This window comes from Sphaerotilus sp. FB-3 (genome assembly GCF_023706025.1).
GTDB classification, from domain to species: Bacteria; Pseudomonadota; Gammaproteobacteria; order Burkholderiales; family Burkholderiaceae_C; genus Sphaerotilus; species Sphaerotilus sulfidivorans.
This window is the reverse complement of sequence record NZ_BQWE01000018.1, coordinates 24,968-41,285: the sequence shown is the minus strand read 5'-3', so window position 1 is coordinate 41,285 and position 16,318 is coordinate 24,968. Positions and strand designations below refer to the sequence as shown.

General features: G+C 72.1%; 13 protein-coding genes and 1 tRNA gene. 5 read left to right on the top strand and 9 right to left on the bottom strand.

Features of this window, described 5'->3' with window-relative positions; all coding sequences use genetic code 11:
- Positions 1–3: 3 nt before the first annotated feature.
- Positions 4–735 (bottom strand): helix-turn-helix transcriptional regulator, encoded by a 732-nt coding sequence (locus NFT33_RS10845; RefSeq protein WP_251675243.1) that lies wholly within the window; start codon positions 733–735, stop codon positions 4–6.
- Positions 736–1,039: 304 nt separating this feature from the next.
- Here NFT33_RS10845 and NFT33_RS10840 point away from each other — a divergent pair, with 304 nt between their 5' ends.
- A complete protein-coding gene (locus NFT33_RS10840) occupies positions 1,040–3,106 on the top strand; it encodes a S8 family peptidase (RefSeq protein ID WP_251675242.1) in 2,067 nt (688 codons plus the stop codon).
- A gap of 33 nt (positions 3,107–3,139) precedes the next feature.
- Here NFT33_RS10840 and NFT33_RS10835 read toward each other — a convergent pair whose 3' ends face one another.
- Positions 3,140–3,883 carry a SapC family protein gene (locus NFT33_RS10835; protein WP_251675241.1) on the bottom strand — a complete coding sequence of 248 codons (744 nt, stop codon included), beginning with the start codon at positions 3,881–3,883 and terminating at the stop codon, positions 3,140–3,142.
- A complete protein-coding gene (locus NFT33_RS10830; protein ID WP_251675240.1) occupies positions 3,880–5,187 on the bottom strand; it encodes a hemolysin family protein in 1,308 nt (435 codons plus the stop codon). Before NFT33_RS10830 ends, NFT33_RS10835 begins: the two co-directional genes overlap by 4 nt.
- A gap of 65 nt (positions 5,188–5,252) precedes the next feature.
- Here NFT33_RS10830 and NFT33_RS10825 point away from each other — a divergent pair, with 65 nt between their 5' ends.
- From NFT33_RS10825 to NFT33_RS10810, 4 genes are all read left to right on the top strand, one after another.
- Positions 5,253–6,074, top strand: a complete 822-nt coding sequence (locus NFT33_RS10825; protein WP_251675239.1) for a symmetrical bis(5'-nucleosyl)-tetraphosphatase — start codon at positions 5,253–5,255, stop codon at positions 6,072–6,074.
- A gap of 19 nt (positions 6,075–6,093) precedes the next feature.
- A tRNA-Ser gene (locus NFT33_RS10820) sits at positions 6,094–6,183 on the top strand.
- A gap of 60 nt (positions 6,184–6,243) precedes the next feature.
- Positions 6,244–6,633: a nitrogen regulation protein NR(II) gene (locus tag NFT33_RS10815; protein WP_251675238.1), complete on the top strand. Its 390-nt coding sequence runs from the start codon at positions 6,244–6,246 to the stop codon at positions 6,631–6,633.
- A gap of 31 nt (positions 6,634–6,664) precedes the next feature.
- Positions 6,665–7,975, top strand: coding sequence for a GGDEF domain-containing protein (locus tag NFT33_RS10810; RefSeq protein ID WP_251675237.1), 1,311 nt, complete (start codon positions 6,665–6,667; stop codon positions 7,973–7,975).
- Positions 7,976–7,986: 11 nt separating this feature from the next.
- Here NFT33_RS10810 and NFT33_RS10805 read toward each other — a convergent pair whose 3' ends face one another.
- From NFT33_RS10805 to NFT33_RS10780, 6 genes are all read right to left on the bottom strand, one after another.
- Entirely contained in the window at positions 7,987–9,366 is a 1,380-nt protein-coding gene (locus NFT33_RS10805; RefSeq protein WP_251675236.1) for a TolC family protein, read from the bottom strand.
- Complete coding sequence (locus NFT33_RS10800; RefSeq protein WP_251675235.1) at positions 9,366–10,637, bottom strand: beta-barrel domain-containing protein; 1,272 nt, start codon at positions 10,635–10,637, stop codon at positions 9,366–9,368. Before NFT33_RS10800 ends, NFT33_RS10805 begins: the two co-directional genes overlap by 1 nt.
- Before the next feature lies 1 nt (position 10,638).
- A complete protein-coding gene (locus NFT33_RS10795) occupies positions 10,639–12,891 on the bottom strand; it encodes a type I secretion system permease/ATPase (RefSeq protein ID WP_251675234.1) in 2,253 nt (750 codons plus the stop codon).
- Positions 12,888–13,376 (bottom strand): class I SAM-dependent methyltransferase, encoded by a 489-nt coding sequence (locus NFT33_RS10790; RefSeq protein WP_037477993.1) that lies wholly within the window; start codon positions 13,374–13,376, stop codon positions 12,888–12,890. Before NFT33_RS10790 ends, NFT33_RS10795 begins: the two co-directional genes overlap by 4 nt.
- A gap of 74 nt (positions 13,377–13,450) precedes the next feature.
- Positions 13,451–14,263 carry a DUF5672 family protein gene (locus NFT33_RS10785; RefSeq protein WP_251675233.1) on the bottom strand — a complete coding sequence of 271 codons (813 nt, stop codon included), beginning with the start codon at positions 14,261–14,263 and terminating at the stop codon, positions 13,451–13,453.
- Positions 14,264–14,315: 52 nt separating this feature from the next.
- The gene (locus tag NFT33_RS10780; RefSeq protein ID WP_251675232.1) at positions 14,316–16,262 is read right to left on the bottom strand and encodes an O-linked N-acetylglucosamine transferase, SPINDLY family protein; all 1,947 of its coding nucleotides are present in this window, start codon (positions 16,260–16,262) and stop codon (positions 14,316–14,318) included.
- Positions 16,263–16,318 lie beyond the last annotated feature (56 nt).

The window sequence follows — 16,318 nt, the reverse complement described above, 5'->3', positions numbered from 1 at the left end:
CGCTCAGGCCGCGCGCTGCACCGGCATCGCGTCGAGCTCGGCCTCGATCACCCGCATCGGCACCTCGCGGGCCCGCAGCTCCAGCCACTGCACCGCGCGCACCGAGGGCACCGGAATGCGGCACAGCGCCTCGCGCTCATGGCACCAGGCGTCCAGCAGCCAGATGCCGCCGTCATGGATCATGCGCAGCGGCGAGACGATGCGCTCGCGCTCGCCGCCGCCATCGTCGAGCGCGATCGTCAGCCGCAGGCGCCGGCGCTCGAGCACCGCGCCGGCCAGACGCTCGAAGCTGCGCCCGCGCACCGGCTTGCGCACCGGCGGCACCACCCGCAGCCGCCGCACCAGCTCGCGCGCCTCGCTCTCGCTGGTGCCGAGCATGCCCTGCAGCCGCTCGAGCACCGGCTGCAGATGCCGGCCCATGCTGCTCGAGCCGCCCAGGCTGTCGAGCAGCTGGTGCATCGTCAGCAGCGCATGGATCTCGCGCTCGCTGAACCACACGCCCGGCGCCGCGGGCTCGGCACCGCGCCGCAGCAGCCGACCGGTGCCGGCAAAGCGATAGCCGTTGCGCTCCCGGTCGTAGACGATGGCGGCATCCATGCGGGTGCGAAGATGGTCGAGATCGCGCTTGAGCGTGGCACGCGAGATGCCCAGCTCGGTCATCAGGTCGGCAAAGCTGACGCAGCCACGGCTGCGGATCAGCAGCTCGATCCGGCAGAAGCGTTCCGTGCGTTCCATGTGGACTTCCCCTGGTTGGTCCTGCTCGTGCGAGTCGCCGGACACACGCGCCGGGCTCACCTCATGAGCCTGATGTTAGTCGCCGTTTATTCCGATTGAGGAATCAATTGATCCCGCATTCAAGGGATGGAAGGGCTCGACAGCAACACCCGCGCCAAGTCTTTACGCCGCGTGACAAGGGGGTGCCGGGCCGGGAACAGCGCGAGACAAATGGCTACACACCCGCCAGGCGCTTCATTGCCCGGCAACAAGGCCGACAAGCAGGCAGGCCTAAACTCGTCCGATCCCCGAGATCGCCCCCACGATGATGACGACCCGCCCCACCTCGAACACGCTGGCCACCCTGACCCTGTCGGCGCTGTCGGCGCTGTTCCTGACCAGCCTGGCCCCGCAGGCCCTGGCCGGCACGGAGCGCACGCCGCTGCGGGCCGCCACCCTGCCCGCCGAGAGTGCGCAGAGCGCCGAGACCGCGCGGGTGATCGTGCGCCTGCGCACCAGCAGCCGGCTGGCCTCCACGCTGTCGGCCGGCACCCGCGCCACCGTGGCGGAGCTGCGCCAGGCCCAGGCGCTGGGCAGCCGCCTCGGCCTGACGCTGCAGGACGGCCACAGCATCGCCCCCGACATGCAGGTCATGACCGCCAGCGGCATGAGCAGCGCGACGCTGGCGCGCCGGCTCGCGGCCGACAGCGAGGTGCTGTCGGTCCATGTCGACCAGCGCCGCCGCACTCATGCCGCGGTCAGCGATCCGCTGTACGCCGGCGGCAGCGGCTTCAGCCCGGCCAGCGGCCAGTGGTATCTGCGCAGTGCCTCGAACACGCTGGTGTCGGCGATCAATGCCGAGACGGCCTGGTCGCTGACCACCGGCAGCGCCGGCGTCATCGTCGCGGTGCTCGACACCGGCGTGCGCTGGAACCATCCGGATCTCGACGGCAAGCTGGTGGGCGGCTACGACTTCATCTCCGAGTCGGTGATCGCCAACGACGGCGACGGCCGCGACAGCAATCCGGCCGATCCGGGCGACTGGATCAGCAGCACCGAGAACAGCAGCGACGCCACCCTCAAGGGCTGTGGCGTCTCCGACAGCAGCTGGCACGGCACCCAGATGGCCGGACTGATCGGCGCGTCCACCAACAATGCCAGCGGCATGGCCGGCCTGGGCCGCCATGTGCGGGTGCTGCCGGTGCGGGTGCTGGGCAAGTGCGGCGGCTATGACTCCGACATCATCGCCGGCATGCGCTGGGCCGCCGGCCTGACGGTGCCGGGCGTGCCCGCCAACCCGAATCCGGCGCGGGTCATCAGCATGAGCCTGGGCTATCCAGAGAGCGACAACGACGACGTCCCAGATTGCAACGCAGCAGACGCGTACTCGATCGCAGCCGCAGAGATCAATGCAGCAGGTGCGGTGGTAGTGGCCTCGGCCGGCAATGACAGCCGCAAGGTCAACAAGCCGGCCAACTGCCCCGGCTTCATCGCGGTGGCCGGCCTGCGTCATGCGGGCACCAAGAACGGCTTCTCCAGCCTCGGCCCGGAAGTCAGCATCGCCGCGCCGGCCGGCAACTGCGTCAACCTCGGCGGGGAATGCCTCTATCCGATCCTGAGCACCAGCAACACCGGCACCACCACCCCGTCCTGCCCCACCCACACCACCGGCGGCAGCGACGCGGCGGTAGGCACCAGCTTTGCGGCCCCGCTGGTGTCGGGCACCGCGGCGCTGATGCTGGCGGCCAACCCGGCGCTGACGCCCGCCCAGGTGCTGTCGCTGCTGAAGTCGAGTGCACGCGGCTTTCCGAGCAGCGGCGCCGGTGTCGGCGTGTCGAGCTGCGTGGCCGGCATCAGCACCGACCAGGACGAGTGCTACTGCACCACCGGCACCTGCGGCGCCGGCATGCTGGATGCGGGCGCTGCGGTGCGCGCCGCCGCCGGCACGCTGCCGATCGCGCGCATCGGCGAGACGAGCACCCGCATCGACCTCGGCAGCGCGACGCTGCTCGACGGCAGCGGCTCGAGCGTGGCGGCCGGGCGCACCCTCGCCGGCTACGGCTGGGCGCTGGGCGACAGCACGCTGGCACGCTTCAACGGCACGACCAGCGGCTCGACCGCCTCGGTCTCGGCGCTGGGCAGCGGCCTGGTGGCGGTCACGCTGACCATCGGCGACAGCGCAGGCGCCAGCGCCAGCAGCTCGGCCGTGCTGCGCACCGGCCCGGCCCCGGGCGCCACCTGCGGCACCGACAGCAGCGACGGCGCCGGCACGCCGGCGGCGACCACGCCCACCACGGAAGACAGCGGCGGCGCGCTGGGCGCAGGCTGGCTGGCCGGACTGGCGCTGGTCACCGCGCTGCTGGCGGCGGTACGCCGCCGCGCCCGGGCCTGAGCCTGAAGACGCAGGCCCAGGCGATCAGGGACTTCAGGCACTCAGCCGGGCGGCGAGCGTCTGCACATGGCCCATCGAGACCCGGTGCGCATGAATGACCGCCATCAGGCCGCTGCGGTGCAACTCCAGCACCGCCTCGTCGGGCAGCGTCGCCAGACGCTGCTCGTCGATCATGAAGAAGCCGGTCGCGTTGAGCCGCCGACCACCCGAGAGTTCGCCACGGATCTCGCCGCCGCGCAGCAGGTCCAGCGCCACCAGCCGGTCGCACAGCGCGCGGGTGCGCAGCGTGTCGCGCTCGTAGCGCTCCAGGAAGGCCAGCGTCTGCTTCAGGAACTCGGTCGGCTGGCCGTCGTCGGCGATCAGGCGCTCGCCCTCCACCGTGTTGAAGCCCGGCCAGGCCGCATCGACCGCCAGCGTCGGTGCGCCGTCGTCGGCGGTGGCGTAGGCAAACGGATAGCGGCGCAGGAAGGCGGGAATGGTCGTGCCGATCCAGCGCCCGTCGGCGTCGATGCAGAGGTTCTCGCCCTCGCTCAGGCCCAGCAGCGCCACCGGTGCGACGCGGGTGCGGCCCTCGGCGTCGCGGCCGGCCGGCACGAAGGCCAGCGGCAGCTCGCGCGCCAGCGACTCGAATTCGGCGAAGGTGACCGGCACCGCATTCAGCGCAGCGGCGATGCGCCAGTCGGTGACCGGCACGACCCGGCGGTCGGCATGCTGCTCGCGGGTCAGCAGCACCGGATGGTGGTAGAGCGTGCCGGATCCGGCGGCGGGCGATGTCATGGGGTGGGCTCCTCGACGGGTTCCTCGATGCGGCTGGCCAGCACCTTGTCGACGCGCTTGCCGTCGAGGTCGACCACCTCGAAGCGCCAGCCTTCCCATTCGACCGCGTCGGCGGTCTGCGGCAGCCGGCCCAGCAGCAGCATCACCATGCCGGCCAGGGTGTTGTAGCGGCCGCGGTCCTCGTCGGGCAGCAGCTTCAGGCCCAGGCGGTCCTTCAGCTCGGGCACCGGGATCAGGCCGTCGACCAGCCAGGAGCCGTCGGCGCGCTGCACCGCCCAGGCATCCTCGGCCTGATGCGGCGTGAACTCGCCGGTGATCGCCTCGAGCACATCGCGCAGCGTGATCACGCCCTGCACGACGCCATACTCGTCGACGACAAAGACCATCTGCACCGGCGAGCCGCGGAAATGCTCGAGCAGTTCCATGCCCGAGAGCGTCTCGGGCACGAACACCGCCGGCTGCATCGACTCGAGCAGCACGAACTCGCGGCTGCCGGCGAGCTGCATCAGCAGCTGGTGCGCGGTCACCACGCCCAGCACCTCGTCGAGGCTGCCGCGGCAGACCGGATAGCGCGAGTGGCCATGCTCGGTCAGCACCGACAGGATTTCCTCGCGCGGGGCGGCGACATCCAGCCAGGCGATGTCGCCGCGCGGGATCATCATCGAGCCGATCTGGCGGTCGTCGAGCCGGAAGACATTGCGCACCATCAGATGCTCGTGGGCCTCGATGACGCCGGCGTCCAGGCCTTCTTCCAGGCTGGCGGCGATCTCCTCCTCGGTCACGCCACGGCTGCCGGTGTCGCGCACGCCCAGCAGCTTCAGGATGGCCTGGGTCGTGCCCGACAGCAGCTTGACGAAGGGGCCGGCGGCCACCGACAGCCAGGCCATCGGCTGAGCGACCAGGCGCGCCACCGTCTCCGGATACATCTGGCCGACGCGCTTGGGCACCAGCTCGCCGAAGATGATGGTGACGAAGGTGATGATCACCACCACGAAGGCGGTGCCGATCACCGAGGCGATGTTCTCGGGCACCGGGAAGTTCTCGATGATCCAGGCCGAAAGCAGTCCCGAGAAGGCCGCCTCGCCGACGATGCCGTTGAGCACGCCGATCGAGGTGATGCCGATCTGCACCGTCGAGAGGAACTGGGTCGGGCTGTCATGCAGCGCCAGCGCGGCACGGGCGCCGGCATCGCCGGTCTCGGCCATCACCTGCAGCCGCGCCTTGCGGCTGGCGGCCAGGGACATCTCGGACATGGCGAACACGCCATTGAGCAGGATCAGCGAGAAAAGTAGAGCTAGGTCCATGACAGGCACGGCAAGGCACGCCGCGCCGGAAGTTGAGGCCCGGCGAGCGTAGCAGAATCCGGGCCATGATTTACCTGATCGGCGACCTGCAAGGCTGCTGCGACGCTTTCGAGCGACTGCTGGCCACCCTGGACTTCTCCCCCTCGCGCGACCGTCTCTATCTGCTGGGCGATCTCGTGAACCGGGGCCCGTGCTCGCTGAAGGTGCTCGAGCGCCTGGCCGGCTTCGGCGACGCCGCCACCTGCCTGCTGGGCAACCACGACCTGCACCTGCTGGCGGTGGCGCACGGGGTGCGCGCGCCGCACCGCTCCGACACGCTTGGCGAGATTCTCGCCAGCCCGCGCCGCGAGGCCTGGCTGGACTGGCTGCGCCAGCAGCGCCTGGCGGTGCAGGCGCACGGCTGGCTGATGGTGCATGCCGGCGTCGTTCCGCAGTGGGATGCGGCGCAGACGCTGGCCCTGGCCGCCGAGGCCGAGGCGCTGCTGCGCGGCCCCGACCTGCCCGGATTCCTGCAGGTGATGTACGGCAACACGCCGGCACGCTGGGACGACACGCTGGCCGGCCACGACCGGCTGCGGCTGATCATCAACGTGCTGACGCGCATCCGCTTCTGCGAGACCGACGGCACGATGGACTTCCAGCTCAAGGAAGGCGCCGATGCCGCGCCCGCGCACCTGCGCCCCTGGTTCGACATTCCCGGCCGGCGCACCGAGGGCACGCCGGTCGCGTTCGGCCACTGGTCGACGCTGGGCACGCTCGACCGCCCCGACCTGCTGGCGCTCGACACCGGCTGCGTCTGGGGCGGCCGGCTCACCGCCGCGCGCGTCGACGGCGGGCGGCGTGAACTTGTCGGCATCGACTGCGCACAGGCCCTCGCGCCGTTCTGACTACAATGGCGACCCTGCTGGAGGCGTGGCCGAGCGGTTTAAGGCACCGGTCTTGAAAACCGGCGAAGGGGGAACCCTTCCGTGAGTTCGAATCTCACCGCCTCCGCCAGCAGGCCCTACACCGGGCTGCCTCGGGCGCAGCCCCCGCCGTCAGTCAGGAAGCACCGCCGTGAACGACGCCTCCCTCCCCGGCTTCGACCAGCCCGACCTGCTCGCCTCGCTCGAGGCGATGGACGACACGACGCTCGACGCGCTCGGCTTCGGCGTCATCGGCTTTCGGCCCGACACCGTGGTGTGCCGCTACAACGCCTACGAGTCGCGCGCCGCCGGCCTGAGCCCGTCGCGGGTGCTCGGCCTGCCGCTGTTCTCGGTCGTGGCGCAGTGCATGAACAACTTTCTCGTCGCGCAGCGCTTCGACGATGCCGCCGAGGCATGTCAGCCGCTCGACGCCACCGTCGACTTCGTGCTGACGCTGCGGATGAAGCCCACGCCGGTCAAGCTCCGGCTGCTGGCCGCACCGAGTGTCGAGCAGCGCTATGTGCTGATCCTGCGCCCCTGAACCGCCAGCACCGCAGGCCCGGAGTCGCGCGATGACGGAACCCCTGAACCCGGCGGACGCGAGGACCGGCCCGGACACCGAGCACCAGGAACTGCTGCAGCTGCTCTATGCGGCGCCGGCAGGCCTGGTCCAGATCGATGACGAGGGACACATCATGCTGGCCAGCGCCGCAGCAGCACAGATGCTGCTGCCGCTGTCGGCGGGCCGCGAGCTGGCCGACCTGTTCGCGCTGCTGGCCCCGGCGATGCCCGACCTGGCCCTGCGCGCACGCGGCGGTCACCCCGGCGAGCTGCTGATCGACGGCGAGCCCCTGGCACTGCGTGTCGGCCCCGAAGGCCGGCAGCGTGCGCTGGTGCTGTCGCTGACGCTGCGCCGGCTCGCGGCGGACCGGCTGGTGGCGGTGCTGTCGGACATCACCGCCCAGGTCGAGCGCGAGCGCCGGCTGCGCCAGAGCGAGGCCTGGCTGAACGCGGCGCTGACCGGCATTCACGACCATGCAGCGGTCGGCCTGGATGCCGAGGGCCGCATCGCGCACTGGTCGGAGTCGGCCGCACGCATGACCGGCTTCGCCCGCGAGACGGTGCTGGGCAGGACGGCGACGATCTTCCATGCGGACGGCACCACCACGCCGGAGCGGCTGCTCGACCGCCTGCACGAGGCGCGCGCCGACGGCTGGAGCATGGACGAGGGCTGGCTGCTGCGCGCCGACGGCCAGCGCTACTGGGGCAGCACGATGATCGTGCCGATCAGCGGGGTCGGCGATGGCGACACGCCTGCAGGCTTCAGCCTGGTGCTGCGCGACATCAGCGACCGGCGCGACGCGCACGAGCAGCGCCGCCGCGCCAGCGAGACCGATCATCTGACCGGGCTGGCCAACCGGCGTGTCTTCTTCGAGGCCGGCCGGCGCGAGATCGAGCGTTTCCGCCGGGCGCCGCGCCCGCTGGCGCTGCTGGTGCTCGATGCCGATCACTTCAAGCGCATCAACGACCAGCATGGCCATGCCGCCGGCGACGAGGTGCTGCGCCAGCTCGCCGGCGTGATGCTGCGCTCGCTGCGCCAGGTGGATGTGCCGGCACGCATCGGCGGGGAGGAGTTCGCGGTGCTGCTGCCCTCGACCGGGCTGGAGGGCGCACGCCTGGTGGCCGAGCGGCTGCGCCGCGCGATGGCCGCCGACACGGTGACTCGGGCGGACGGCACCGTGATCCGCTACACCGTCAGCATCGGCCTGGCGCTGATGCAGGCCGGCATCGCCGGACTGGAAGAGCTGCTCGAGCGCGCCGACCGGGCGCTGTACGCAGCCAAGGCCGCCGGCCGCGACAGGCTGGTCGTCGACGGCGAATGAGCCGAGGCGCCTCAGCGCGACGCCGGCTCGGCCCGGAACGGCGCCAGCCAGGCGCGCAGCCCCGCCCCGGCGGCCTGCATCTGCAGCAGCGCCATCAGATGCTCATGCTCGGCCTGGGCGCGTGCGATCTGCAGCTGGGCATGATCGTTCTCGGCCGAGATCAGGTCGAACAGCGAGCGCCGGCCCAGCCGCGCCCACTGCTCGCGGGTGGCGCGGCGCAGCAGGTCGCTCTGCTCGAGCAGCTGGCCGATCTGCTGCTGGCGCAGCAGCGCCGCCTGCGCGGCGTCGTGCAGCACCCGGAGCTGGCGGCTGCGCTCCTCGAGGCGGGCCTCGCGCTGCATGCGCGCCGCGGTGACCCGCTCGATCGCGGCCTGCACGCCGGCGTCAGCCGCGCCGGCGTCGGCCAGCACCAGGCCCAGCGTCAGCCCGGCATTCCAGCCGGTGACCGAGCTGCCGTCGCGCCGGCTGGCCGAGGAGCCGATCTGCCAGGCCAGCTGCGGCGCATTCGCTGCACGGACAGCCTCGACCTGGCGGTCGAGCGCCTCGGCCTGGCGCTGCAGCTGGCGCAGCTCGGCCGCCTCGGGCAAGGTCTCGATCAGACCGGCCAGCGGCGGCAGCGTCTCGAAACCCGCCAGCGGACCGGGCGGCAGCTCGGCGGCCGCCTCGGCCGCCGCGTCGCCGGCCAGACTGCGCAGGCGCAGCTCCGCCTGGCGCAGCTGCGTCTGCACCTCGGTGCGCGACAGCTCGGCCTGGCGCAGGCTCTTGCCGGCCTGGATGCCCTCGCTGCCACGCCCGCGGTCCAGCGCGACGATCTCGCCGACCTGCTGCGCCAGACAGGCCATGCGCGCCACCTGCCGGTCCCAGACCTGCAGCTGGAGCCGCTGGCGACGGCGCTCCAGCGCGGCCGCCACCGCCTCGAGCGCGACCTGCTCGCGTGCGGCCTCGGCGCCCAGCGCGCCGGCCTCGGACAAGCCCTGGTAATAGGCGGACTCGGCCTGGCGCCGGCCACCGTCGAGCAGAGGCGCCGACAGGGTCAGTCCCAAGCCGTGCTGCAGGCTCGAGCCGGTCTGGCCGCTGCCGCGTGCACCGTTCCAGACGCCCGAGCCGGACAGGCTGAGCTGCGGCCGGCCACCCGCCTCGACCTGCAGACGGTCCTGACGCCAGGCGCGACTGCCCGCGAGCTGACCGGCCACCTCGGGGCTGCGGCGCACCGCCTCGTCGGCCAGCGCGGCCAGCACCGCGCGGGCATCGCGCAGCACGGTCGGCCGGGTGACGGATGCAGCCTCGCTGTCCTCGTCGCAGACGGATGACGGGGAAGACCGGGCCTGCACGCCCGGCACCAGCAGCATCAGGCCGGCCAGCACCACCGACATCAGAACCGGCCGCTTCATCAGCGCTCCCGGAAGGCCTCGCGGCCCTTGAGCATCGGCGAGATCAGGAACTCGAGCACGCTGCGCTCGCCGGTGCGGATCTCGATCGAGGCGGTCATGCCCGGCAGCACCGGCAGCGGCCGGCCGTCGGGGCCCTGCAGCGTCGAGACCCGGGTGGCCACCCGGACCCGGTAGTGGGTCTGCGGCTGACCGTTCGGGCCATTTCCGGCCTCGAGGGTGTCGGGGCTGATGTATTCGACCTCGCCCTGCAGGCCGCCGTAGCGGTAGTAGTCGTAGCTGTCGAGCTTGATGGTGGCCGGCATGCCCACCCGCACGAAGCCGACCTCCGAAGGGGCCAGCCGCGCCTCGATGCGCACCGTCTCGCCGACCGGCACCAGCTCGAGGATCGGGGCGCCCGCGCCGACGACGCCACCGCGCGTGGTGATGCGCAGGTTCTTGACGATGCCGCGCACCGGCGCCTTCAGCGTGGTGCGCTGCAGCGCATCCAGCCGCGCCACCTGCTGCTCGCCGATCTGCGCCAGCTCGCCGCGCACCCGCAGCAGATCGGTGGCCGCGTCCTGGCGGAAGCGGTTGATGCGCTCGGCCATCTGCATCTGCAGGTCGTTGCGCTGGCGGTCGAGCCGCAGCACCTCGACCTCGGACATCAGGCCGCGCGCGGCCATCTGGCGCGCGGTGGCCAGCTCGGCATCGAGCAGCGCCAGGCTGGCGCGACTGACCGCGATCGCCTCGTCGAGGCCGCGCCGCCGCGCCTGGAAGGCCTCGGTCTCGGCCGCGACCAGCCCGGCCTGGGCCCGAACCTCGCCCGGAAAGACCGGGCTGCGCCCGCCCGCCTCGGCCTCCAGCCGCGCGGCGGTGGCCTGCAGCGCGAGCTGGCGGGCCCGGCCCTCGTTCTGCTGCGCGGCGAAGCGGGTCGGATCGAGCCGCGCCAGCTCGGCGCCGGCCTCGACCAGATCGCCCTCGCGCACCAGCAGCTCGGCCAGCAGGCCGCCCTCCAGACTGGCGATGACCTGCTCATGGCCGCCAGGCGCCACCTTGCCGGGCGCCTTGGCGACGATGTCGACCCGCGCCTGCGCCGCCCACACGCCGGTGACGACCACGATGACGCACAGCAGGTAGAGCGCCCACAGCGCACGCGGCATCGGCTCGACCAGCTCGGCCTGGCGGCTGCCGTGCAGGAAGCGCTCGTCGCCGGGCATCAGCACGCCGGCGGCCAGTGGCGTCGCAGGTCGCCGGCCGCCGGCCGCGGGGAAGGAAAATCGGGGCAGAGCCATGTCAGCAGACCTCCTCGGCGCGGGGGGCGGGCACGGCGGCGGCCGCAGGCGCGGCCGCTGCGGCAGGCGCCGCGGCCGGGCGGGTGCCGCTCAGGGCCTGCAGCACCGCCTGGCGCGGGCCGTCGGCGATCAGCCGCCCGCCTTCGAGCACCGCGATGCGCTCGACCAGCTCCAGCATCGCCGGCCGGTGCGTGACCACCACCAGCGTGCAGCGCGGCAGCGCCTGGCGCAGCTGGGCGACGAACTGGGCCTCGGTCTGCGCGTCCATCGCGCTGGTGGGTTCGTCCATCAGCAGGATCTGAGGGCGCAGCAGCAGTGCCCGCGCCAGCGCGACCAGCTGCCGCTGACCGCCCGAGAGCATCGCGCCGCCCTCGCCCACCGGCATGTCCAGGCCCATCGGATGCGCGGCCACCACCCGGTCCAGCCCGGTCAGGCGCAGCACCTCGGCGAGCCGGTCGGCGCCGGCCTCGCGGCCCAGCAGCAGGTTCTCGCGCACCGTGCCGCGGAACAGCCGCGGCTCCTGCTCGACCACGCCGATGTGGCGGCGGAAATCGGCCGGATCGAGCTGGCGCAGGTCCAGCCCGTCGATCTCGACCGCGCCGGCGGTCGGCTGGTAGAGGCCGGCGAGCAGCCTCAGCACCGTCGACTTGCCACTGCCGATGCGCCCGAGCAGCGCGATGCGCTCGCCCGCCTGGATGCGCAGCGTGACCCCCGAGAGCGCCTGCGGCGCCTGGCCGGGCGGGCCGTAGGCGAAGCCGGCATCGCGCAGCGCCAGCCGGCCTTCCAGATGCGGACAGGGCAGGAAGGCGCGCTGCGGATCGCGCTCGACCGGCAGCGCCATCAGGCGGTCGAGCATGCGCAGCGCCGCACGCGCCCCCTGGTAGCGCGAGGCCAGCGCCACCACGCTGCCCAGCGGCGCGATCGCCCGGCCGGCGAACATCACCGCCGAGATCAGCGCGCCGCCGGTGAGCTGGCCGGCGCCGATCAGATGCACGCCCCAGACCAGCATCACGATGGTGACCAGCTGCTGCGCCACCATCGAGACATTGTTGACCCAGCTCGACAGCGCCCGCGCCCGCAGCGCCGACTGCGAGACCTGCGCATGCGCCTGCTCGTACTGGCGCTGCACATGGCCCTGCGCGCCGGTGGCGCGGATCGTCTCGATGCCGTCCATCGCCTCGACCAGCAGGCCCTGCATGTCGGCCATCTGGTGCTGCTGCGCCAGCATGCTGCGCCGCATCAGGCCCTGCACGCCCACCGTCATCAGCAGGATCAGCGGCACCGCGATCACCAGCACCAGCGCCAGCGGCCCGGCCAGCAGCCAGGTCGCGGCGATGAACAGCGCGATGAAGGGCAGATCGCTGACCACCGACATCGAGGCCGAGGCGGAGAACTCGCGCACCACCTCGAGCTGGGCCATGTGGTGCGCGAAGGAGCCGGCCGAATCGGGCCGGTGCTCCAGCCGCAGCCCGAGCGACTGGCGCATCAGCACGCTGCCCAGCGCCAGATCGGCACGCCGGCCGGCCTGGTCGATCAGGTGGCTGCGCAGCTGGCGCGCCACCAGATCGAAGCCGGTGGCCAGCAGCGCGCCGATGGCCAGCGACCACAGCGTGAGGGTCGCCTGGTGCGGAATGACCCGGTCGTAGACCACCATCGCGAACAGTCCGCCCGCCAGCATCAGCACATTGCTGAGCAAGGCGGCCAGCATCGCGCCGCGGTAATAGGGCAGATAGCGGCGCAGCGTGCGCCAGAACCAGTGGCCGTCCAGCGACTCGGCCGGCGCGTCGGCCGCCGAGCGCGAGGACAAGCCGCGCACGCCGAGCGACTCGCCCGGGCCGGCCAGCAGCATATCGCCGTCGTGCAGCGCGCGCAGCGCCGCATCGTCCAGACGCTGCGGGGCCGGCGTCGTGCCGCCGGCATCGAAGATCAGCAGCTCGTGGATCCGGCGGCCATCCGCCTCGACATGGCGCGCCAGCAGCACCGCGGCGCGGCCGTCGCGCAGCGGCAGCAGCACCGGCAGCAGCAGCGCCAGCACCTCGCCGGCATCGCGCCTCACCCGCCCGGCCTGCAGGCCGGCGTGCTCGAGCACCTGGCAGGCGCCGGCGGGCGTGAGCGGACGCGGCACGCCCAGGCCGTCGAGCAGCGAATCGGCGCTGCGCTCGATGCCGTGGTGGCGGCAGAGCCAGTGCACCGCGCCGAGCAGCGCGTCGGCGCTGCCGGCCGCGGCCTGCCCGGACGGTGCGGCGGCGTTCATGCGGTCTTGCGCAGCAGGCTCATCAGGTGCACGCCGCGCCATTCCTGGCTGAGGATCTGGAAGCTGCCGCGAAAGCCGTACATCGAGGCCCACCGCACCTTGTCGTCGAAGTACAGCGGGAAGGTCTCCTCGGTGATGATGTTGACGTGGGTCGGATCCCGGAAGGCCGGCCCGTGCGGGAAGGCCGGCGTGAAGGACATGAACACGCCGCCGGGCTTGAGCACCCGGTGGATCTCGTTCATCACCTCGACGAAGGCGTTGCGGCGCTGCGGCAGGTAGATCAGGCGAGGCACATGCTCGAGGAAGTCATGCGCGGTCACATAGTCGAAGCTGTCGTCCGGGAACGGAATCGGCTCGATGACCAGATCGGCCTTGACGATGTGCGCCTCGGCGTCGTCGCGCACGTCGATGCCGTAGACCTCCTGGGCGTTGAACGGGTTCTTGGGCTGCAGGCCGCAGCCGAGGTCGAGGGACTTGGTCGTCATCTGGTGTCGTCCTGTTCCGTGAATGAGGAGCGGCAGGGAAAAGCTCGGGGGCAGTCGGGCGCGCGCAGGGCCCCTCAGGCGGGCGTGGCCGGCGCGGCGGATTCGGCCAGCGGGCCGGGTTCGGTGAGCCGGGCCGGCACGGTGGTGGCCTGCAGCGGCGGCGGCATGCGGAAGAAGCGCGCCCAGAAGTTCGGGCTGTACTTCCACCAGGCGTGGCCGCCCATCGGCGGGGGGCAGTCGATCGCGTGGTAGTGCTCGGGCTGCAGCTCCCAAGAGAAGCGGGCGGCCTCGCGCTCGTTGGGCAGCACGAAGTCGGCCGACAGCAGGCCCATGATCGCGAAGTACAGGTCCTCGCTCGAGCCGGTGCGGCGGAACATCTCCAGCGCCTGCGGGAACTCGCGCAGCAGCGCCTGGCACTTGCGGATGCGCCGCAGGCTCAGGCCGCCGTTGCCCACCAGCGCGCGCACCGTCTTGGCATGCGGACCGCAGAACGGGTCGAGGTCGACCTTGACCGTCACGCCCTGGGGCCACGGCGCGCCGATGTAGTCGTAGGGGCGGCCCATCCAGTGGTCGAGATCGTCGCGCAGCAGGATCGCGTCGGTCTGCAGCACCAGCATGAACTCGTGCGCCGCGTAGCGCTCGTAGAAGGCCGGCGACAGCATCAGCAGGTTGTAGCCGGCGATCGACGCGAAATAGGCCGGATCGAAGGCCTCGAACGGAATGCCTGGGTAGCGCAGCTGGTAGTAGCCGTAGTCCAGGCCGCGCGGGCCGATGAAGCGCACGTCGCGTCCGGCCAGCAGCGGCAGCGAATGGTCGAGCGAGAACTGCTCCAGCACCGACAGCAGGGGCTGGTAGATCGGGATCAGGACGATCGTCGAGGGAGTCACGGTGGACCTCGGCAGGGTCGGTTCGGAAGCGTCGGAGGATCGGCGGGCCGGTTCAGGCCGGCCCGGACAGCGCGTCGACCGCGCTGCCGAGCCGGGAGCGGCGCCACATCGCGATGCAGGCCGCCTCGACGTCGCGGGTGAAGCCCGCCGTGTCGAACAGGGCCGAGTGCGCGCGCTGCGCCTGCAGCTTGGCCCGCAGCGCCGCGCGCCGCGCCGGGTCGCGCGCCAGCGCCAGCGCCAGCGCCTCGTAGTCGGCATGGCTGGTGGTGACCAGCTCCGGCAGGCCGGCGGCCTGCAGCAGGCTGCCGGCCACCCGCGACGGGAAGGCCTGGCCGGAGCAGGTCAGCACCGGCAGGCCCGCCAGCAGCGCGTCGGCCGCGGTGGTGTGGGCGTTGTAGGGATGGGTGTCGAGAAAGAGATCGGCGACGCGGTAGCGCGCCAGGTGGTCCTCGACCCGCGGCACGCGCTGCGCGAACACCAGCCGCGCCGGATCGACGCCGGCGGCCTGCGCGGTGGCGCGCAGATTCTTCTGCGACAGCGCGCTGCGCGACATCAGCCACAGCACGCTGCCGGGCACTGCCGCCAGCAGCCGCATCCAGATCGCGAAGACGCCGGGCAGGATCTTGTAGTCGTGGTTGAAGGAGCAGAACACCACGCCGTCTTCGGGCAGGCCGCATTCGGTGCGGGTGGGCGTGCGCTCGGCGATCTGCAGGCCGGCGGCCGGCGGCAGGTAGGCGTCGGGCAGATAGATCACCCGCTCGTCGTAGAAGCGCTGCTGATCGGGCGGGATCACATGGCGGTCGGCCAGGATGTAGTCCATGTAGCCATTGCCCAGCGTGCCGGGATAGCCCAGGTAGTTGACCTGCACCGGCGCGGGCCGGTGGCTGAAGATGTCGCTGCGCGAGTCGGCGGTGTAGCCGGCCAGGTCGATGGCGATGTCGACCTCCATCGCGCGCAGCTGGCGGGCGATGTCGATCGCACTCATGCGGCGCGCGTCGATGAAATGGTCGAAGGCCGCGACCATGCGCGCGCGCAGCCGGCTGCCGTCGTCCGGGCCGAGCGAGACCGCGATGGTCTCGAAGCGGCGGCGGTCATGGTGCTCGAAGATGCCCGCCATCAGGTGGCCGACCGGATGCTCGCGCAGGTCGGGCGACACATAGGCCAGGCGGATGCGGTCATGGCGGTAGCGCTCGCCGTTCCACAGCCGGGTGCCGGCGGGCGGATAGCGGTGGGCGGAGAAGGTGCGCGCGCAGCGCTGATGATCCTCGGCCGAGTCCGACAGGCCCATGAAGGCCAGCGACTTGCACGCGCGCTTGCCGGCGCGCACGCCCTCGATGACCTGCCGGGACAGCGCCTCGAAGCCGCTCCAGTCGCAGGCATGCAGCTGCTCGTAGACCAGCATGCCCACGCCGTAGTCATAGGCCGGATTGATCGCCTGCAGCTGGCGCAGCATCGCCACCGCCTCTTCGGTGCGGCGGAACTCGGTCAGCAGCGTGGCGCAGTTGGCCAACGCGGTCTCGTTGGCCGGCTGCAGCGCCAGCACCCGCTGGAAGCGCTCGAGCGCCGCGGCATGCTGCAGCAGCTCGCGCAGCAGCACGCCGCTGTTGATCAGCGCCTCGGTGTAGTCGGGCTTGAGGTCGATCGCGCGCTGATAGCTCGTCAGCGCCTCGTCGCGGTGGCCCACGCCCTGCAGCGCGGTCGCATGCGCGAACCACAGCGGCGCAAAGCCCGGCACATCGCGCACGCCGCGCTCGAGCAGCGTCAGCGCCTCGACCGGATCGGCACGGCGCAGCAGGATGACCGCCAGCGAGTACAGCGCGACCGGATCGGCCGGCCAGTGGCCGAGATAGAAGCGGAAGAGCTGCTCGGCCAGCTCGACGCGACCCTGGTTCTGGTGGTCGAGGGCCTGGATCAGCAGCGCACGATCGGCGACCGGCGGCGCAGCCGTCGCGGCGGCCGCAGCGGCCGGGGTCTGAGGGGGCGAGGCGGTGAGGACCATGGTGCGCCCATGGTTGCAGCGATGCCCCGCTTCAACTCGCAGAAAGCGCAAGGCAA